The following is a 19,242-nucleotide window of genomic DNA, read 5'->3' on the forward strand; positions in this document are numbered from 1 at the left end:
TCCGTCGTCGGCAGCGTCAGATGTGTATAAGAGACAGATGCACCACACCCCCACCCGACCGTCGACCCACCCCTCGCACGACCTCACTTCCCGCCCCTCGCCCGACAGGACGTCGCGGCGCCGTCCCGTCCGCGCTCTCGTCGTCGTCGCCGCCCTCGTCGCCGCGATCCTCGTCCCCGCGCTCGCCTCCCCCGCTCGGGCGGGCGACGCCACCGTCCCACCCATCCCGAGCGGGCTCCCGACCGCCATCGAGGGCCTGTCACCCTACGTGCCGAACACCGGCTGCGACCTCCGCAACCGCACCGGAACCCTCAAGCTCGGCAACCTCATCAAGGCCACCTACGCGAACAGCTACAGCACGCTGCGTTCGTGCACCGGTGCGACCAGGCCGAACTCCGAACACTTCGACGGGCGCGCCCTCGACACGTTCTTCAACGTGCGCGACACCGCCGAGCGGGCCGACGCCGGCGCCCTGCTCACGTGGCTGCTCGCGACCGACGACTCCGGCAACCGCTTCGCCAACGCGCGCCGCCTCGGGGTCATGTACATCATCTGGAACAACAAGATGTGGAGCTCCTACCGCACGGACGAAGGGTGGCGTCCGTACCTCAACTGTGCCCAGACGCCGGAGCCGTCGGCCGACACGAACTGCCACCGCAACCACATCCACCTCACACTCTCGTGGGAGGGCGCGCTCGGTCGCACCTCGTTCTGGACCAAGCAGGTCGCTGCGGTCGACTGGGGCCCCTGCCGCCCGTCGGACCTCAACTGGTCCGCCGGCTACTCGAGCGCCAATGTCCGACGCTGCCCGGCCTACAGCACGGTCACGGCGCCCGCGGGCGCGAGCTCGCTGCTCAAGGAGCTGGTGCCGCGCTCCGGCATGGTGCTGCGCTACGGCATGACCGGGGCCGCGGTCTCGTCGCTGCAGAAGGCGATCGGCGTCTCGCCGACCGGCAGCTTCCTGTCCACGACCTCGGCTCGGCTCAAGGCCTGGCAGCTGGCCCACGGCCTCGTGGCGAGCGGCATCGCGTACCACTCGACGTGGCGGGCCCTGCTCAAGGCCAACGGGATGCGCTGAGGCCCATCCACCCGCTCGACCCGCTCGACCCGTCAGCCCGCCCGGCCGCCCCGCCGGGCGGGCTGACGCGTCCCCGGCGCCGCGGGTGACGCCTCAGGCGGCGTGGGACGACGGAGCGTAGGCGTGGTCGACAGCGCGGCGGACGTGGGCGTGCGGCCACGACATCGCGAGCAGGCCCACGAGGAGGAGGCAGACCGCGGCGCAGATGGCGACGGCCGGATGGGGCCCGGCGTGCGAGCCGAGCCACCCCGCCACGAGGTAGGCGGCCCCCGCCGCGGCGATCGACACCGACCCGGCGAGGGAGAAGATGCGGCCACGCAGCTCGGGCTCGGTGACGAGCGCGAAGGTGGCCTGCAGCGGGACCATGAACGCCTGGCACATGCCGGACACGAGGAAGAGCCCCGCGACGATGACGACCGGCGGTTGCAGGGCGGTCGCGAGCAGCGGCAGCGGCATGAGCAGCGCGAGCGGCACGATGGAGCGGTTCTGCTGGTGCACGCCACGCCGGCCGATGATGACGATGCCGACGATGGCCCCGACGATGGGCGCGGCCATGAGGACGCCGCCCCAGCTGGCCGCTCCGTGGTGCGCCGCGATCGGGATGGCCAGCGCCTCGGGGGCCGCGATGCCGAGGCACGCCACCGCGCTGAGCAGGACGAGGCGGGCCAGCACGGGATGCCGGGCGAGGTCACCGGCTGCGGTGCCGAGGTCGTGCAGGAAGCCCCGCACGCCCTTGCCGCGCTCGCCCGACACGGGCCGCAGGTCGACCACGACGAGGATCACGAGGGCGGCCAGCACGAAGGTCACGAGGTCGATGAGCAGCCCGAGCTCCGGGCCGACGAGCGCGACGATGCCACCGCCGAGGGCCAGACCGATGGCCTGGTTGGCCTGCTCGGACATCGCGCCGAGGCCGATGGCGCGAGCGTAGGTGTGGCGGTCCTCGAAGAGGTCGGTGAGCAGCACCATGTTCGAGGCGACCGAGGCTCCCCCGACGAGCTCGAGGAGGAACAGGACCGCGAACACCGACGGCAGGTGGACGCCGGAGCCGCCCACCACGAGCCACATCAGGCCGAGGACGCAGGCGGCGCGCAGCAGGTGCGACCAGATGAGGACCCACTTGTAGGGGAACCGGTCGACGACCGGCCCGACGAGGCTGCGGCCGAAGAACGAGGGCACGAGGCTCACCGCGAGCGTCGTGGCCGTCGCCAGCGGCGAGGACGTCATCTGGTAGACGACGGCCGCGATGGTGACGCGGGCGATGTAGTCACCCCACATCGACAGGGCGTTGGCCCCGAAGACCGGGAGGAAGTGCGGGGTCCGGAGCACGGCGGCGTAGGACGGCACGCCGGGGCCTGCCTCACCACCGCTCGCACTCACGGGATGACGCTACCCCGAGGTGGTGAGTCGTAAAAGTTGAAATCAGTCGCGTGCCGACAGCGTCGGGCGACGCGCCGCCACAGCTCCCACAGCTCGGCTCCCTCACCCGCCGGCCGACCCATGATCCGGCCCATGCCGTCGGCGTCGCGGACGTCCGAGGGCACGCTGTCGATGGACCGCCCACGCCAGAGCACGCCGGCGTTGCGCAGCATGGCGCCGAGCCGCCACGCGTCGCGCAGGGCCGTGGCGTCGTCGGCGTCGATGAGCCCCGCGTCGGCGAGGGCGTCGAGCGCCGCCATCGTGCCGGTGACGCGCAGCGCCGGGTGGTCGTGCGCGTGCCGCAGCTGGCCCAGCTGGACGGTCCACTCGACGTCCGTGAGGCCGCCGCGGCCCAGCTTGATGTGCGTACGCGGGTCGGCGCCCCGCGGAAGCCGCTCGCTCTCGACGCGCGCCTTCATGGTGCGGATGTCGCGCACCTGGCCCTCGTCGAGGCCGCCCTCGGGCCAGCGCAGCGGCGCGATGAGCGCGCGGAAGTCCTCGGCGAGGGCGTCCGAGCCGGCGACCGGCGTCGCCCGCAGCAGGGCCTGGAACTCCCACGTCAGCGCCCACCGCTCGTAGTACGTCCGGAAGGAGTCGAGGCTGCGCACGAGGGGGCCGTTCTTGCCCTCGGGCCGAAGGTCGGCGTCGAGCCCGAGGGCCGGGTCGGCGCCGGTGGCCGACAGCAGCTTGCGCAGGTCCTGGACGACCGCGGTGACCCGAGCCTGGACGTCCGCCTCGGCGAAGCCGTCCCCGGGGCGTGTCACGAACATGACGTCGGCGTCCGAGGAGTACGTCAGCTCACCGCCACCGAAGCTGCCCATGGCGACGACGAGCACCTCGCCGCCCAGCGGCTGCCCGCCACGCTCGGCCTCGGCGACGACGGCCTCGAGGCTCACCTGGATCGTCGCGGCCGTGAGGTCGGTCAGGGCCGTGCCGACCCCGGCGAGGTCGAGCTCGCCGACGAGGTCGGCGAGGACGATCCGCAGCAGCTCGTGACGCCGGATCGCGCGCACCGCGGCCACGGCCTCGGCGGCGGTGTCGCGGCGCCCGGCCGCCGAACGCATCGTCGCCTCGATGGCCGCACGACCCCGGGCGGCGAGACCGTTCGGGTCACCGAGGACCGACACGCTCTCGGGCGAGCTGACGAGCAGGTCCGCGGCGTAGCGGCTGCGGGCGAGGCAGTGCGCCAGCCGGTCTGCCGCGCGGCCCTCGTCGCGCAGCATCTTGAGGTACCAGTGCGTCGTGCCCAGCTCGTCGGAGACGCGGCGGAAGGACAGCAGCCCGGCGTCGGGGTCGGCCTCGTCGGCGAACCACGCGAGCATGACCGGCAGCAGGGTGCGCTGGATCGCGGCGCGTCGGCTCACCCCGGTCGTCAGCGCCTCGATGTGCCGGAGCGCGCCCGCCGGGTCGCGGAAGCCGAGCGCCGACAGCCGCTGCCGCGCGGCCTCCGCGCTGAGGCGGGCATCGGTCGGGCTGAGCTTGGCCACGGCCGCGAGCAGCGGGCGGTAGAAGAGGCGCTCGTGCAGTCGCCGGACCTCGCGTGCCGACGCCTGCCGCTCCCCCACGACCTCCTTCTCGGGGTCCGTGCGGTGGCCCATCGAGCGGCCGAGCCGCCGCAGGTCGGCCTCGGTCACCGGCATGAGGTGGGTGCGCCGCAGCCGGTGCAGCTGGATGCGGTGCTCGAGGCAGCGCAGCTGACGGTAGGCACGGTCGAGCACCGCGGCGTCGTCGCGGCCGACGTAGCCGCCGCGGGCGAGGGCGGCCAGGGCCTCGAGGGTCGTCGCCGAGCGAAGCGACGCGTCGGTGCGGCCGTGGACGAGCTGGAGCAGCTGGACGCTGAACTCGACGTCGCGCAGCCCACCCGGCCCGAGCTTGAGCTGGCGCTCGGCCTCACCGGCCGGGACGTGCTGCTCGACGCGACGACGCATCGCCTGGACGTCCTCGACGAAGTGGCCGCGGCTCGCCGCCTCCCACACCATGGGCGTGATCTCGGCCTTGTAGCGCAGCCCGAGGTCCTGGTCACCGGCCGAGACCCACGCCTTGAGCAGCGCCTGGAACTCCCACGTCTTGGCCCAGCGCTCGTAGTACGCCTTGTGGCTGCGGATTGTCCGCACGAGGGGTCCCTGCTTGCCCTCGGGACGCAGCGCCGCGTCGACCGGCCACAGGCTGCCCTCCGGCGTGGGCGTCGAGCAGGCCCGCATCGTCGCGGTCGCGAGAGCCGTCCCGACGCGCAGGGCGGTGTCCTCGTCGACGCCCTCGGCGGGCTCGGCGACGAAGATGACGTCGACGTCGCTGACGTAGTTGAGCTCGCCGCCGCCGGTCTTGCCCATCCCGATGATGGCGAGCCGGCAGGCCTCGTGGCCCGGACCGTGCTCCTCGCGGGCGATGACGAGGGCCGCCTCGAGGGCTGCCTCGGCGAGCTCGGCGAGGGCCTCCCCGACCGTCGGCATCATGGCGAGCGGGTCGGCCGAGGTCAGGTCGAGCGCGGCGACCCGGATCAGCCCGCGACGGTAGGCGATGCGCAGGCTGTCGAGGGCGGACAGCCCCTGCCCTCGGTGGGTGACGGCGCCGACGAGCTCGGCCCGGATCTCCTCCCCGCTGACACGTCGCGCGCGCGCCGCCTCCACCCAGTGCTCGGGGTGGCGCACGAGGTGGTCGACGAGGGCCGTCGACCCACCGAGCACGGCCGTGACGCGGACGCGGCCCTCGCCCTCGGTGGCCAGCTCACGCGCGAACGCGCTGATGCCCCAGTCGGCGTCGTCGTCGAGGCGGGCCAGCGACTCGGCGACGCGGACCAGCCCGAGCAGGCCCTCGTCGGGGTCGGCGGTGTCGCCGACCGCCGCGACCAGGTCGTCGAGGTGCCCGTCAGGGGTGGCGGCCCGCAGCGGAACCAGCGCCCGGTCGCCGAGCAGGCCGGCGGCTCGTGCCGGGTCGGCGAAGCCGAGCCGGGCGAGCGCCCCGGCGGTCGTGGTCGTGCGCGATGACATCGGTGTCGGGTCAGCTCGCTTCGGGTCGCGTCAGAGGCGGGGCAGGTAGCGGTTCAGCTCGAACTGGCTGACCTCGTTGCGGTAGTCGACCCACTCCTGGCGCTTGTTGCGCAGGAAGAAGTCGAAGACGTGCTCACCGAGGATGTCGGCGACGAGGTCGCTGCTCTCCATCACCTCGAGGGCGCGGCCGAGCGAGGCGGGCAGCGGCTTGATGCCCATGGCGCGACGCTCGGAGTCGGTGAGGCTCCACACGTCGTCCTCGGTCTCCGGCGGCAGGTCGTAACCCTCCTCGATGCCCTTGAGACCGGCACCGAGCAGCACGGCGAACGCGAGGTAGGGGTTGCACGCGGCGTCGAGGGAGCGCACCTCGACGCGCGTCGACTGGCCCTTGTTGGGCTTGTGCATCGGAACCCGCACGAGGGCCGAGCGGTTGTTGTGGCCCCAGGTCAGGTGGGCCGGCGCCTCGCCCCCTCCCCAGAGCCGCTTGTACGAGTTGACCCACTGGTTGGTGACGGCGGCGATCTCGGCGCCGTGGGTCAGCAGGCCGGCGATGAACTGCCGCCCGACCTTGCTGAGCTGGTACGGCGCCCCGGCCTCGTAGAAGGCATTGGAGTCGCCCTCGAAGAGCGACAGGTGGGTGTGCATGCCCGAGCCCGGGTGCTCCGAGAACGGCTTGGGCATGAAGGTCGCGTAGATGCCCTGCGTCAGCGCGACCTCCTTGACGACCGTGCGGAACGTCATGATGTTGTCGGCGGTGCTCAGGGCGTCGGCGTAGCGCAGGTCGATCTCGTTCTGGCCGGGCGCCCCCTCGTGGTGGCTGAACTCGACCGAGATGCCCATGTTCTCGAGCATCGTGATCGCCGCCCGGCGGAAGTCGTGGCCCGTGCCGTGCGGCACGTGGTCGAAGTAGCCGGCGTCGTCGACCGGCACGGGGCGGCCCTGCGCGTCACGGCCCTGCTCGAGGAGGAAGAACTCGATCTCGGGATGGGTGTAGAAGGTGAAGCCGAGGTCGGCGGCCCGGGTCAGCGCCCGCTGGAGGACGTGCCGGGGGTCGGCGTTGCTCGGTGAGCCGTCCGGCAGCTGCAGGTCGCAGAACATCCGGGCGGTTCCCGGCGGGTCCCCCCGCCAGGGCAGGATCTGGAAGGTCGAGGGGTCGGGCTTGGCGAGCATGTCCGCCTCGTACACCCGGGTCAGGCCCTCGATCGCCGAACCGTCGAAGCCGATGCCCTCGGCGAACGCGCCCTCGAGCTCCGCCGGCGCGACGGCCACGGACTTGAGGGTGCCCAGCACGTCCGTGAACCACAGACGGACGAACCGGATGTCACGCTCCTCGATCGTGCGCAGCACGAACTCTTCCTGACGGTTCATGTGTCGATCCTGCCGCATCGCTGTTTCACCGACGTTAAGAGACTCGCAGCCCGAGACACCCGACGCGCACGGGCCCCCGGGGACACGTCCCCGGGGGCCCGCACGTCAGCCGACCTCAGGTCACTTGAAGCTGACCTTGACCTGCAGCTCGTTGCCACCGTCGGAGGTCTTGGCGACCGTCATCGTCGTGCCCGAACCGGCCACCTTGGTGGAGGCCCACGGGTTCGCCGAGGACCAGTACCGGTTGACGTCGGAGTCGTCGAAAGTCGGGATGGCCGGCCGCGACGGGACCACGGTCTCGACGCCGTTGCGGTGGAAGCTCACCGCGTCGGTGGCCTCCTGGCCGAACGTCGCGTCGAACGGCTGGCGACGGTTGCCGAGCATCGTCTGGGTGCCGTTGGCGTTGTCCAGCATGATCGGCGCGGGTCGCGCGTCGACCGGCAGCACCTGACCGCCACCCGGGTGGTCCTTCGTGTTGTTGTCGCCGTACTCACCGTTGGCGAACCAGACGAGCATGCCGTTCTGGTACGGGAAGCGCTCCACCCAGTCGGGCTTGGTCGTGGCCCAGCCGAAGTTGTACGGACCGGTCTTCAGCGTGGCGTCATAGCCGCTGTAGACGCGGTTCTCGGCGAAGTAGACGTCCTGCACCTGCTTGGAGGTCGTGCCGTCGATGATGCTGAACCCGTCGGCGGTCCACGCCCCGGCGCCCGACTCGACGTCGTCGACCGGACCGGCCGTGCCGTCCGTCGTCACCGTGACGTCGTCGACGAATGCCTCGCTCGCCACGCCGCCGTCGGTGGCGACGCGGAAGCGGAACTGGACCGACGTGCCCTTGTAGGCCGACAGGTCGAAGCTCTTCTTCGCCCAGCCGAAGATGCCGTTGACCGGCTGGCCCACCTGCGTCCACGTCGCACCGTTGTCGGTGGAGACCTCGCCGTAGAGGTAGTCGTAGTCCGGCTCGAGGTTGCCCTGGACCCAGGCGTCGACCGAGGCCGACGTCGTGGCGCCGGTCAGGTCGACGGTGCGCGACAGGGTGGCGTCGAGGTTGTCGCCGAAGCCGCTCCACCACTCACCCGAGCCCGAGTGGGGGGTGTTGCGGTCGGAGGTGACGGTGCGCTCGGGCAGCGGGACGACCAGCGCCTGGTAGTTCGTCCTGCTCGCGCGGTCGGCCGGGCCGAGCTTGACGGTCATGTCGGTGCCGTACGGGACGACCTTGTAGTCGAGCCAGCCGAGCTGGAGCTTCTCCCACGGGCCCATGTAGCCGGGCGTCGTGCCGATGGAGTCGGTGCCGTGGTTGAGCCACGACCCGCCGCTCATGAGAGTCCAGAAGGCGGTGCTGTTGTCGCCGCCGTTCGTGTCGTAGAGGTCGGGCAGGCCGAGGTCGTGCCCGAACTCGTGCGAGAACACGCCGAGGCCGCCGTTCTCGGGCTCGGTCGTGTAGTCACCGATCCAGATGCCGGAGCTGCCGAGCGGCACGCCACCGAGCTTGTTGCCCTCCGGTCCGGTCTTGCCGGCGTCGGTCGAGAAGGCGTACCAGCGGTGCGACCAGATGGCGTCGACGCCCTGGGCGCCACCGCCGGCCTCCTCGCCCTCACCGGCGTGGATCGCCTGGAAGTGGTCGATGTAGCCGTCCGGCTCGTTGAAGTTGCCGTCGCCGTCGTAGTCGTAGCGGTCGACCTTGTCGAACTGCTTGAGGTAGTCGGCGATCTCGGCGTCGGACCTGCCCTTGGCCTTCTGGTCGTCGTACCAGGCGCTGGCGGTGTCCTTGATGTAGTTCCAGTAGCCGTCGGCGTTGTTCTTCGCGCCGTAGCGGGCCTCGTTGTAGGGGACGGTCACCCAGTCGGAGACGTCACCCTTGGCCAGGAAGCGGCCGTTGGACTGCTTGAGGTAGAAGTTCTTGAACGACTCGCCGTCGCCGAACATCATGTCGAGGTAGTGGGCGCGGTTGAAGTCCGGGACCCAGTACGTCGAGTTGTCGTCGGTGCTGTTGCCGTCCCAGGTGCGGTCCGGGCTGGCGATCTGGTTGTGCACCGGGCCGGGCGCCGTGCTGAAGCCGGTCTTCGTCTGGGTGCCGAAGTCGGTAAGGACCGTGAAGATGTCCTCTTCACGGTTGACCGGGTAGTCGACGTACCGCGACGTACCGGGCTTGCCGCCCTTGCCCTTGCTCTTGACCTCGATGACGCGGTTGCCGCCGATGGTCTTCGTCGTCGCCTCGCCCCTGAGGAGCTTGTGGACGGCGTCCTGGCGCTCGGCGTTCTTGGCCTCGGCGAGGGGGTTGGGCAGGTTGTCGGGCTGCGAAGCCTGCGCGGCCGCGGGGTCACCGCTCACCGTCGCCGTCGCCACGGGCGTTGCCTGAGCCTGCGTCGGGGCGGTGAGGCCGGTGACGACGAGCGCCCCCACGGCCAACCCCGAGACAGCACTCCACTGGCGCTTGTTCAAGATCTGTCCTCCTGGTCACAGAGCGCCTCCATCCGGCGCCATCGCGTATCAGAACACAGATCACCGACAATGTGGCCGGGAGTGGACGGGGAAACGAAAAAACTTGTGGTACAGGGCTGTTCGGACAGGAGAACGTAAAAACTTCGTAAAGAGACGGGTATCGGACCTTGGCAACGGCGAGACGATCGGATACGGGTCACAGCAGTCACACCGGGCCCGTGTCTGCGAGGCCCGGGGACCACCCGACCGGACCGGTCCGGGGTCCCGGCGGCCCGTCGATATGCTCGGCGACATGAGCAGCGACGCCGCCGAGGAGCCGAGCCCGTACGGCTCGGGCGCCCGGGACCTGTCAGGTGGCGCCGGGAGCACCGGGCCGGGCTCGGGCTCGGGCTCGCCCGTCGTGGACCCCGGGCCGCGCCGGGTCCGCATCCCGCACCTGCAGGCGATGAAGGCCGAGCGGCGTCGCTGGGCGATGCTCACGGCGTACGACATGTACGCCGCGCAGATCTTCGACGAGGCCGGTATCCCCGTCCTGCTCGTCGGCGACTCCGCCGGCAACAACGTGTACGGCTACGAGACGACGGTGCCGGTGACGCTCGAGGAGCTGGTGCCCCTCGTGCGCGCGGTCTCGAGCGCCGCCCGGCGCGCGCTCGTCGTCGCCGATCTCCCGTTCGGCTCGTACGGGGCCTCCGTCGAGCAGGGCTTCGCCAGCGCGGTGCGCCTCATGAAGGAGGGCCTGGCCCACGCGGTCAAGCTCGAGGGAGGCACCGCCATGGTCCCCCTTGTCCGGACCCTCACCGATGCCGGCATCCCCGTCATGGCGCACGTCGGGTTCACCCCGCAGAGCGAGCACCAGCTCGGTGGCTACCGGGTGCAGGGCCGTGGCGACGCCGCCGACGCGCTCGTCGACGAGGCGTTGGCCCTGCAGGACGCGGGCGCCTTCGCGGTGGTCCTGGAGATGGTTCCCGCCCCGGTGGCCGAGCGGGTCACCGAGGTGCTGGCCATCCCCACCATCGGCATCGGCGCCGGGCCGGCGACCGACGCCCAGGTGCTCGTCTGGAGCGACTTCGCCGGGCTGCGCGCGGGCCGGGCACCGCGGTTCGTCAAGAAGTACGCGGACCTGCGCGGCACCCTGCTCGCGGCAGCGCGCGCCTACGCCGAGGACGTCGCGGCAGGCACCTTCCCGGGTCCCGAGCACTCCTTCGACAGCTGAGGCGAGCCGGCCCGGCACGAAGGGTGCCGCCCGGCCGGCCGCGTCCTCGGGACCGTCAGTCCTCGACCTCCTCGTCGTCCCACGACGTGCCCGTCGTCCCCCTGCCCGCGGAGCCCTTCTCGTTCCAGGCGCGGTCCTCCGCGTCCCACTGGTCCGTCCTCGCCCGCGCGGTGTCGAGGGCGCGGCGCGCCTCCTCCTCCGTGGCGTACGGGCCCAGGACCTGCTCGCCGCGGCTGCGGTTCTCGTCGGTCTCGACCTGACCGGTGTCGACGTTGTACCAGAAGCTCACCTTCGCACTCCTTCTCGACCGGGGTCCGTCTCGTGGGCAGCCCTCGTGGCGGCCCACCTGCGACGACCTACACTCCACCGTATGCCGTTGCTCCAGCCCGGGGTGTCACCGCACCCGCTCAGTCCGCGACGCCCGGTGCCGGCCTCCATCGAGCGTCCCCACTACGTCGACGTGCCGAACCCCCGGGAGGACGGCGACGTCCTCGTCAAGGACGCCGAGACGATCGAGCGGATGCGGGTGGCGGGCCGGATCGCGGCCGACGCCATGGCTGCCGCGGCCCAGCGCATCGCGCCCGGCGTCACCACCGACGAGCTCGACGCCGTCGCCCACGAGTACCTCCTCGACCACGGCGCCTACCCCTCGCCGCTGGGCTACAAGGGTTTCCCGAAGTCGGTGTGCACGAGCGTCAACGAGGTCATCTGCCACGGCATCCCCGACGCGCGCCCCCTCGAGGACGGTGACATCGTCAACATCGACGTCACCGCCTACATCCACGGCGTGCACGGCGACACCGACGCCACCTACCTCGTCGGTGACGTCCCCGAGGAGTCCCGGCTGCTCGTCGAGCGGACCCACGAGGCGATGATGCGCGGCATCAGGGCGGCCCGGCCGGGCCGTGAGATCAACGTCATCGGACGCGTCATCGAGAGCTACGCCAAGCGCTTCGGCTACGGCGTCGTGCGCGACTTCACCGGCCACGGCATCGGGCTGGAGTTCCACTCCGGGCTCATCGTGCCCCACTACGACGCCGCGCCGAGCTACGCGACCGTCATCGAGCCGGGCATGACCTTCACCATCGAGCCCATGCTCAACCTCGGCACGCCGGAGTGGCGGATGTGGGACGACCGCTGGACCGTCGTGACGCGCGACGGCAGCCGCTCGGCCCAGTTCGAGCACACCATCGTCGTCACCGAGGACGGCAACGAGATCCTGACGCTGCCGACCGCGGCCATCCCCTAACCTCGCACGAGCGCCCGGTACCGGACCGTCGCTCCGGAGGCGCGACGACGACGACCACGACCACGACCACCACGACGACACGTCCTCAACACGAAGGCAGGGACATGGGCAAGAAGGGCAAGCCCCTCGGCATCGACATCGGCGGGAGCGGCATCAAGGGCGCACCGGTCGACCTCGCCGAGGGCGACCTCGCCGGCAAGCGGCTCAAGATCCTCACCCCGAAGCCAGCGACGCCCGACGCCGTCGCCGAGGTCGTCGACCAGATCGTCGAGCACTTCGCCGACGTCACCGGCGACTCGCCCATCGGTGTCACCGTGCCGGCCGTCGTCATCCGGGGCACCGTCCTGTCGGCGGCGAACATCGACCCGTCGTGGATCGACACCGACGCCGAGGCGCTCATCAAGGAGCACACCGGCCGCGCCGTCACCGTCCTCAACGACGCGGACGCCGCCGGCCTCGCCGAGATGTACTACGGCGCGGCGAAGGGCGTGCAGGGCCTCGTCATCCTCACGACGCTCGGCACCGGCATCGGCACGGCCCTCATCCACGACGGCCGCCTCGTCCCGAACTCCGAGCTCGGCCACCTCGAGATCGACGGTTTCGACGCCGAGGACCGGGCGGCGTCGTCGGTCAAGGACATCGAGGGCCTGTCCTGGGACGAGTACGTGGAGCGCCTCCAGCGCTACTACGACGTCATCGAGAAGCTCTTCTCCCCCGACCTCATCGTCGTGGGCGGCGGCATCTCCAAGGACAGCGAGGAGTTCCTGCCGCGGATCAAGCTGCGCTGCCCGATCGTGCCGGCGCAGCTGCGCAACCAAGCGGGAATCATCGGGGCAGCGCACCTCGCCGTCGACCTGGCGCAGGCCTGACTCAGGCCTGAGGGCAGCGCAGGTCGCGCGCGGGATGGGCGTGGGTTCGCCTGCGCCCCTGGGCATCCCGCGCGACGGCATCGTCAGGTGCCTCGGAGGCTCGCGAGCAGGTCAGGTGCGCGCCGGTCGTACAGGCGCGCACCGTAGCGGACGCCGACCGCGACCAGGACCGGTCCGAGTGCGAGCCCAGCGACCGCGGTGACCCACAGGAGCCAGGTCGCGGCCGGCGGCGAGTACGCGAGCCACGCGAGCAGCAGCACCGGCGAGGACAGCGCGACCGTGCCCGCGCTCGCCAGCGACTGGGCCACGATGGTGATGCCCGCAGCGCCCGGCGGCGCGCCGAAGGGGCTCTCCCCCGGCTCGGCCACCGGGTAGGGCAGCACGATGCTCATGACGCTCGACACCGCGTTGCCGGCGCCGAGGACGGTGACCGCGACCCCGAGGATGAGCGGCAGCAGGTCCCACCGGCCCCCGAGCCAGCTGCCGACGACGACGTACACGGGTCCCAGCACGGCGGCCAGCACGAGGTTCGGCACGACGCGACCGACGCGGTCGTCGAGACCGCGGGTGCCGGCGGCCACGTGCAGCCAGAACGCCCCCGACTCGTAGGCGATCGCGTTGTGCTCGCTCCAGCCGAGCAGGAAGGCCAGCAGCGGGCCCATGAGCAGCGGCGTCCACGTGACGTCGGCAGTCGCCCAGGGGATGAGCAGGGCGAGCGGGAAGACCGGCGTCATGAGCAGGCCGATCTGGTAGCGCGGGTCGCGTCGCCAGTACGTGAGGACCCGGGCCGCGACCGCACCCGCGGGCCGGTCCGGCACGCGGCCGAGCAGGCCGAGGTCGCCGGGAGGACTCGTGCCGGAGTCGCTGCGCGACACGGCGCGCGGGTTCTCGACCTGGCGGCGGACGGCGCGCGCCCAGAGGGCACCGACGCCGAGCAGGAAGGCGACGGCCAGGGCGAGGCGCAGCGCACCGACGAGCGGACGGCCGGCCGCCACGTCCCCCGGGGCGGCCCACGCCCAGCCGAGCGGCGTCCAGGCCACGACGCCCGACACGCGCACGGCGAGGCGTTGCACGTCGTCGACGTGGGCCGCGACCGACACGGCCGGCCCGACGAGGACGAGCACCACCAGACCGGCGACGACGAGGGTGTCGCGCCCACGGCGGCTCGAGGTCGCGGCCGTGGCCAGCGCGGACACCCACCGCGAGAGCGTGACGGCCGTGAGGAGGCCGACGGACGTGGCCAGGAGGGCGACGACCGTCGAGGCAGGGGTCCGGGACCACGCGACGACGACGCCGAGGCCGAGGATCCCGCTCGCGACGGACGGCAGCCCGACGAGCGCGGCCGCGACGAGGCCCACCGCGAGGGTCCGCGCCGGCACCGGGAAGGGGGCGAAGCGACCGGGGTCCAGGGTCGGGTCGGAGCCGAACGAGAAGAGCGGCACGACGACCCAGAGCACGATGCCGGCAGCCCCGGCGAGGGGCAGGGCGACGGTCGCGACCTCCAGCGAGCCGCGCAGCGACGCCAGGATGAGCGTCAGCCCGGTGACGAGGACCGAGAAGTAGACGATGCCGACGACGGCGCCGACGGTCTGGGCCCGACTGCGGCGGAAGATGTTCCGCAGCAGGGTCAGCTTCAGTCGGACGAGGTGCGCAACCACGAGAGCCCCACCACCTCGGTCGACCCGCCGACGAGGTCGACGAACCGCTCCTCGAGCGAGCGTCCCGCGCGGACGTCGTCGAGACCCCCTGCCGCGAGGACCGAGCCCTCGGCGATGACGGCGACGTGCGTGCAGATCCGTTCGACGAGGTCCATGACGTGGCTGGACAGGACGACGGTGCCGCCGGCGGAGACGAAGTCGGTGAGGATGCGGCGGATCGTGGCGGCGGACACGGGGTCGACCGCCTCGAAGGGCTCGTCGAGGACGAGGACGCGCGGGGCGTGGACGAGCGCCGACGCGAGGGTCACCTTCTTGGCCATCCCCGCCGAGTAGTCGACGACGAGCATGCCCTGGGCCTGCGTGAGCCCGAGCGCGTCCACGAGCTCGGCGGCTCGCTCGGCGGCCAGCTCGCGGGGCATGCCCCGCAGCAGCCCGGCGTAGGTGATGAGCTGCAGGCCCGTCAGCCGGTCGAAGGTCCGCAGGCCGTCGGGCAGGACGCCGAGGAGCCGCTTGGCGGCGGTCGGGTCGGCCCACACGTCGCGGCCGAGCACGAAGGCCCGACCTGCGTCGGGCCGGAGCAGGCCCGTGACCATCGACAGCGTCGTCGTCTTGCCCGCACCGTTGGGCCCGACGAGCCCGAAGAACGATCCGCGTGGCACGTCGAGGTCGATGCCCCGGACGGCGACGAGGTCACCGAACCGCTTGCCCAGGCCGCGGACCGCGATGGCGGGGCCGTCGGCTGGAACCCCCTGCGGCGCAGGCAGGTCCGGCGCTGCCGACTCGGTCATGGTCCCCCTGACGCTCGGTGGGTCTGGGCCGGTGGCGGGTCGGCCGGGTGGCGGGCGGTGGCCCTCAGAAGGTGGCGGACTCCTCGTCGCGCAGGTCGGTGTACTCGAGGCCCTCGACGCCGGCGAAGGTGCGGACGTGCCCGGCGTACATGTCGCGCCCGACGTCTGAAAGGAGCGCGTCGTGGATCGGGATGAAGACCTTGGGTGCGATGCGGCCGACGAAGGCGATGGAGTCGCGGCTCGCCGCCCACGGTGCGTTGAGCGGGTGGGCGAGCACGTCGACCGGGCCGGGCTCCCCGTCGTAGGCGTCGCCCGGGTGGTAGAGCGAGGGCTCGCCGGCGGCGCGCAGGACGACGCCGACGTTGGGGATGCGCGGCATCGCGTCGTGGTTGAAGGCGTGCAGCTCGCCGACCGGCGTGACGGTGACGTCACCGACCTCGAACGGTTCTCCCTGCCGCGTCGGTACGGCGTCGAGCCCCTCCTCGCGCAGCTTCTCGGCCGTGAGCGGGTCGGTGTGCACCGGCGTCGAGGGGTTCGCGCGCACGAGTGCCGGGACACGGTCGGGGTCGAAGTGGTCGGCGTGGTTGTGCGTCACGAGGATCGCGTCGAGCCCGGTCAGCTGCTCGAAGCCACGCGAGAACGAGCCCGGGTCGATGAGCAGCCGGCGGCCGGCCGTCTCGACGAGCAGGCAGGCATGTCCGAGGTGAGTCACGCGCATGGCCTCAACCTAGCCCAGCGGTCCCGCCCGCGAGCCCGACCGGAGCACGCGGACCGAACCGGCCAGGGCGCCCGCCATCCCCGTGACGAGCAACCACGTCATCGGGCGCCCGGCATCGAGGGAGTCGCGGTCGCGCAGCATCGCCACGAGCATGGCGACGACCATGACCGTCTCCGCCTCGACGAGCAGGCGCAGGCGGACCCACCTCCAGTCGCGGAACGCGACGAGCCCGGCGCTGCCGAGGCAGAAGATCGCGCCGAGGACCCGGGCGGTCAGGGGCGTCAGCGCCCACGGCCAGACGCGTGACACGAGGCCCGGACCCGCCCAGAGCAGGACGCCGAGGGCCAGCGAGACCGCTCCCCCGCCCCCGATGACGGCTCGGGTCACCGGGCCGACGCGGCGTTCGTCCTGGCGCGGCGGTGTCGCGGCGCGCGCGTTGGCGAGCCACACCGCCACGACGGCCGGTGGTGCGACGAAGTACAGGCCCGCCCAGACCCAGAAGGCGGGGTGGTCGTGGGTGAACCGGTCCCAGTGCACGACCGTCGCGACGCCGAGCAGCGCGGCGAACAGGGCGACCGCGGGCAGGCCGGCGGACACCAGCGCCCAGCGCGAGGCCCGGGCGGCACGGAGGAAGAACCAGATGCCGCCGAGGTACGCGGAGGCGAGGACCATCGCCGTGAGCGGCGGCGTGACGGGCCACGCGAACAGGCGTCGGGTGTCGCCCGGGAACCCGTAGAGCAGGACGACGCCCGCGACGAGGAACGGCACGATGCCGACCGCGAGGGCCCGGGTCGAGGCGAGCACGCGGTCCTCGCCCTGCTGCCGCCGAGCGGGGAGCTCGCCCGTCGCCGTGCGGCCGACGCGGCTCATGACGCCGCCTCCCCGACCCGCGAGACGGCATCGAGCAGCGCGCTGTGGCTGGCGACGAGTGCCCTGCGCTCCTCGCCCAGCAGCGGGTCCGAGGCGTTGCAGCCGGCCGCGACCCACCGGTCCGACAGGTCCATCGCCTCGACCCGGTGCCGCGCAGCCGGTTCGACACGGTCCGGCGGCTCCCCGTAGACGTGGGCGTAGAGGCGCACGAGGGACGCGACGAGCTCGTCACGCGTCACGTCCTCGTGGTGCTGGTGGGCGCGGTGGACCCGCCACCACTCCACCTCCAGGGCCGCGGCCTCCGCGGGGTCCAGGGGTAGGTCCCCGCGCCGCGCGACGAGGGCGTAGAAGCGGCGCATCTGCTCGCGGGCGCCGTCACCGTCGTTGTCGGGGAAGGGCGCCCAGAGCTGGTTGGCGCGCAGCACGTGCCAGGTCGCGCGCACGGTGGCGACGCGTCCCAGGCCGAACCCCTCGGCCACCATGCCGAGGGCAGCCCGGAGGAAGGCCGGCCACTCGCGGCGGTAGTAGGCCGCCCACGCGTCGGTCTCGCGGTGTGCCACGACCACCGGGTCGAACGACCGCGGGCCCCGCCCGGACGCATCACGCATGGCCCCTCCTCACCCGGAGGCCGACGGGCGTCACGTGCGCGTTCTCGCTGACGCCGCGCGGTCCTCGCTCCAGAATAGGAGCGTGAGCGCGACCCGTGAGCGTATTCCGGACATGGGCGGACCGGCGGACGGACGCGGCGTCGCCGACGTCGTGGCGAGGATGGACGAGCGTCTGGCGCGGCTCGCGTCGGCCGAGCACGACGGTCGCGCCGCGCAGCGCGACTTCCTCGCGACCTACCGGCGCACGACGCTCGCCGTCGGCCGGGCCCTCGAGGGCGCGTGCTTCGAGGACACCGAGTGGGTGGAGCGGTGGGACGTCGTCTTCGCCGGCCTCTACCTCGAGGCGCTCGACGCGGACCTCACCGGTGTCGGAACCGTGTCGCGGCCCTGGCGCCTCGCGTTCGACGTACCGGCCGGGCTCCCCCCGCTGCGCAACGTCCTGGCCGGCATCAACGCGCACGTCAACTACGACCTCCCCCAGGCGCTCCTCGCCGTCATCGACGACGCCGACTTCGACGACCCGCGCCTGATGGCCCGGCGCCGGCGCGACCACGAGCGCATCGACGCCGTCCTCGCCGGACGCGTCGCCGCCGAGGACGCCGAGCTGGCGGCGACGTCCCGGCGCACCCTGCTCGACCGCGTCCTCGTGCCCGCCAACCGGGGCGCGTCGCGGCGGTTCCTCCGCGAGGCGCGACAGAAGGTGTGGCACAACACCGGCGAGCTGCAGCGTGCCCGTCTCGCCGGGCCCGACGCCTACGCCGCGCGGCTGCGCGAGCTGGAGGTGCTCAGCGCGGCCCGGGTCGCCGACCTGCTCGCTCCCGGTCAGGTGCTCCTGCGCCTCGCCGTGGCCGGGTTCGGAGTCACGCTGCCACCGGCGGCCTGAGGGGTCGGCGCCGGGAGCCGCGAGGCCTCAGTCGTCGATGGAGGACATGTCGCCGTAGCGGGCCCCGACGACGGCATCGCGCGGCACCGCGGCCTCGAGCGCCGTCAGGTCGTCCGGGGTCAGCACGACGGCCGCTGCACCGACGTTCTCCTCCAGGTAGCGCACGCGCTTGGTGCCGGGGATCGGCACGACGTCCGCGCCCTGCGCGAGGACCCAGGCGAGGGCGAGCTGCCCGGGTGTCACCCCCTTGGTTGCGGCGAGCCCGCGGACCCGGTCGACGAGCGAGAGGTTGGCCTCGAGCGCCTCGCCCTGGAAGCGCGGGAAGTACGCCGTGCGGCGCGAGTCACCCGACTCGAGGTCCGCCTCGGCGGTGATGGCGCCGGTGAGCATGCCGCGGCCGAGCGGCGAGTAGGGCACGAGCCCGATGCCGAGCTCGCGCAGCAGGGGAAGGATGTCGTCCTCGACGTCGCGGGTGAACAGCGAGTACTCGGTCTGCAGGGCGGTGATCGGGTGCACCGCGTGGGCGCGGCGGATCGTCTCCGGCGAGGCCTCGGACAGACCGAGGTGGCGCACCTTGCCGGCGGCCACGAGCCCGGCCATCGCACCGACGGTCTCCTCGATCGGCACGTTCTTGTCGACGCGGTGCTGGTAGTAGAGGTCGATGTGGTCGACGCCGAGCCGCTGCAGCGACGCGTCGGCGGCCCGGCGGACGTACTCGGGGCGCCCGTTGATGCCGAGCCGCCTGCCGTCCTCGGCACGCTCGTTGCCGAACTTCGTCGCGACCCGGACCTCGTCCCGGCGCCCGGCAATGGCCGAGCCGACGAGTCTCTCGTTCGTGAACGGCCCGTACATGTCGGCGGTGTCGAGGAAGGTGACGCCGAGGTCGAGGGCCCGGCGGATCGTCGCGATGCCCTCCTGCTCGTCACCCGTGCCGTAGAACTCGGACATGCCCATGCAGCCCAGCCCGAGGGTCGACACGGTGAGTGCGGCGGGACCGCTACCGAGGGTGCGGGTGCCGAGGGTGCGGGTGCCGGCCGGTGTCCCGGTGGAGCCGGCCGAGGGAGTCGTCTCGGGACTGTTCGCTGTCATGAGGACGAG

16 protein-coding genes are annotated in these 19,242 nt (G+C 72.5%); 5 read left to right on the forward strand and 11 right to left on the reverse strand.

Annotated elements, in window-relative coordinates:
- The first annotated feature begins 22 nt into the window (after positions 1-22).
- Complete coding sequence (locus ACR9ZK_RS00005) at positions 23-1,078, forward strand: peptidoglycan-binding domain-containing protein (RefSeq protein ID WP_481338689.1); 1,056 nt, start codon at positions 23-25, stop codon at positions 1,076-1,078.
- Positions 1,079-1,171: 93 nt separating this feature from the next.
- Here ACR9ZK_RS00005 and ACR9ZK_RS00010 read toward each other — a convergent pair whose 3' ends face one another.
- The 4 genes from ACR9ZK_RS00010 to ACR9ZK_RS00025 form a co-directional block, all read right to left on the reverse strand.
- Complete coding sequence (locus ACR9ZK_RS00010) at positions 1,172-2,455, reverse strand: MFS transporter (protein ID WP_481338691.1); 1,284 nt, start codon at positions 2,453-2,455, stop codon at positions 1,172-1,174.
- A complete protein-coding gene (locus ACR9ZK_RS00015) occupies positions 2,452-5,481 on the reverse strand; it encodes a bifunctional [glutamine synthetase] adenylyltransferase/[glutamine synthetase]-adenylyl-L-tyrosine phosphorylase (RefSeq protein WP_481338693.1) in 3,030 nt (1,009 codons plus the stop codon). The genes ACR9ZK_RS00010 and ACR9ZK_RS00015 overlap by 4 nt, the downstream gene beginning before the upstream one ends.
- A 30-nt stretch (positions 5,482-5,511) precedes the next feature.
- A complete protein-coding gene (gene glnA / locus ACR9ZK_RS00020; RefSeq protein ID WP_481338695.1) occupies positions 5,512-6,849 on the reverse strand; it encodes a type I glutamate--ammonia ligase in 1,338 nt (445 codons plus the stop codon).
- A 120-nt stretch (positions 6,850-6,969) separates the two neighbouring features.
- Positions 6,970-9,288 carry an immune inhibitor A domain-containing protein gene (locus ACR9ZK_RS00025; protein ID WP_481338697.1) on the reverse strand — a complete coding sequence of 773 codons (2,319 nt, stop codon included), beginning with the start codon at positions 9,286-9,288 and terminating at the stop codon, positions 6,970-6,972.
- 292 nt (positions 9,289-9,580) lie between these two features.
- Between ACR9ZK_RS00025 and panB the strand changes: the two genes are divergently transcribed.
- A complete protein-coding gene (panB, locus tag ACR9ZK_RS00030; RefSeq protein WP_481338699.1) occupies positions 9,581-10,501 on the forward strand; it encodes a 3-methyl-2-oxobutanoate hydroxymethyltransferase in 921 nt (306 codons plus the stop codon).
- Between the two features lie 55 nt (positions 10,502-10,556).
- Here the strand turns inward: panB and ACR9ZK_RS00035 are convergent, their stop codons facing one another.
- Positions 10,557-10,790 carry a methionine aminopeptidase gene (locus ACR9ZK_RS00035; RefSeq protein ID WP_481338701.1) on the reverse strand — a complete coding sequence of 78 codons (234 nt, stop codon included), beginning with the start codon at positions 10,788-10,790 and terminating at the stop codon, positions 10,557-10,559.
- An 81-nt stretch (positions 10,791-10,871) separates the two neighbouring features.
- Here ACR9ZK_RS00035 and map point away from each other — a divergent pair, with 81 nt between their 5' ends.
- Both map and ppgK read left to right on the forward strand, forming a co-directional pair.
- Positions 10,872-11,750, forward strand: coding sequence for a type I methionyl aminopeptidase (map, locus tag ACR9ZK_RS00040; protein ID WP_481338703.1), 879 nt, complete (start codon positions 10,872-10,874; stop codon positions 11,748-11,750).
- Positions 11,751-11,854: 104 nt separating this feature from the next.
- Positions 11,855-12,619, forward strand: a complete 765-nt coding sequence (gene ppgK, locus ACR9ZK_RS00045; RefSeq protein ID WP_481338705.1) for a polyphosphate--glucose phosphotransferase — start codon at positions 11,855-11,857, stop codon at positions 12,617-12,619.
- 83 nt (positions 12,620-12,702) lie between these two features.
- Here the strand turns inward: ppgK and ACR9ZK_RS00050 are convergent, their stop codons facing one another.
- From ACR9ZK_RS00050 to ACR9ZK_RS00070, 5 genes are all read right to left on the reverse strand, one after another.
- Positions 12,703-14,277, reverse strand: a complete 1,575-nt coding sequence (locus ACR9ZK_RS00050) for a hypothetical protein (RefSeq protein ID WP_481338707.1) — start codon at positions 14,275-14,277, stop codon at positions 12,703-12,705.
- Entirely contained in the window at positions 14,253-15,065 is an 813-nt protein-coding gene (locus ACR9ZK_RS00055) for an ABC transporter ATP-binding protein (RefSeq protein ID WP_481338709.1), read from the reverse strand. Before ACR9ZK_RS00055 ends, ACR9ZK_RS00050 begins: the two co-directional genes overlap by 25 nt.
- Before the next feature lie 64 nt (positions 15,066-15,129).
- Entirely contained in the window at positions 15,130-15,783 is a 654-nt protein-coding gene (locus ACR9ZK_RS00060; RefSeq protein ID WP_481338711.1) for an MBL fold metallo-hydrolase, read from the reverse strand.
- Positions 15,784-15,792: 9 nt separating this feature from the next.
- Positions 15,793-16,653, reverse strand: coding sequence for a hypothetical protein (locus ACR9ZK_RS00065; protein WP_481338713.1), 861 nt, complete (start codon positions 16,651-16,653; stop codon positions 15,793-15,795).
- Positions 16,650-17,261, reverse strand: a complete 612-nt coding sequence (locus ACR9ZK_RS00070) for a hypothetical protein (protein ID WP_481338715.1) — start codon at positions 17,259-17,261, stop codon at positions 16,650-16,652. The genes ACR9ZK_RS00065 and ACR9ZK_RS00070 overlap by 4 nt, the downstream gene beginning before the upstream one ends.
- A gap of 82 nt (positions 17,262-17,343) precedes the next feature.
- On the opposite strand from ACR9ZK_RS00070, the gene ACR9ZK_RS00075 reads away from it, so the two are divergent.
- A complete protein-coding gene (locus ACR9ZK_RS00075) occupies positions 17,344-18,144 on the forward strand; it encodes a DUF5995 family protein (RefSeq protein WP_481338717.1) in 801 nt (266 codons plus the stop codon).
- Positions 18,145-18,171: 27 nt separating this feature from the next.
- On the opposite strand, the gene ACR9ZK_RS00080 is transcribed toward ACR9ZK_RS00075, so the two are convergent.
- A complete protein-coding gene (locus ACR9ZK_RS00080; protein WP_481338719.1) occupies positions 18,172-19,233 on the reverse strand; it encodes an aldo/keto reductase in 1,062 nt (353 codons plus the stop codon).
- Between the last annotated feature and the right edge of the window lie 9 nt (positions 19,234-19,242).

This window comes from Monashia sp. HAY1-5C, from assembly GCF_056755255.1.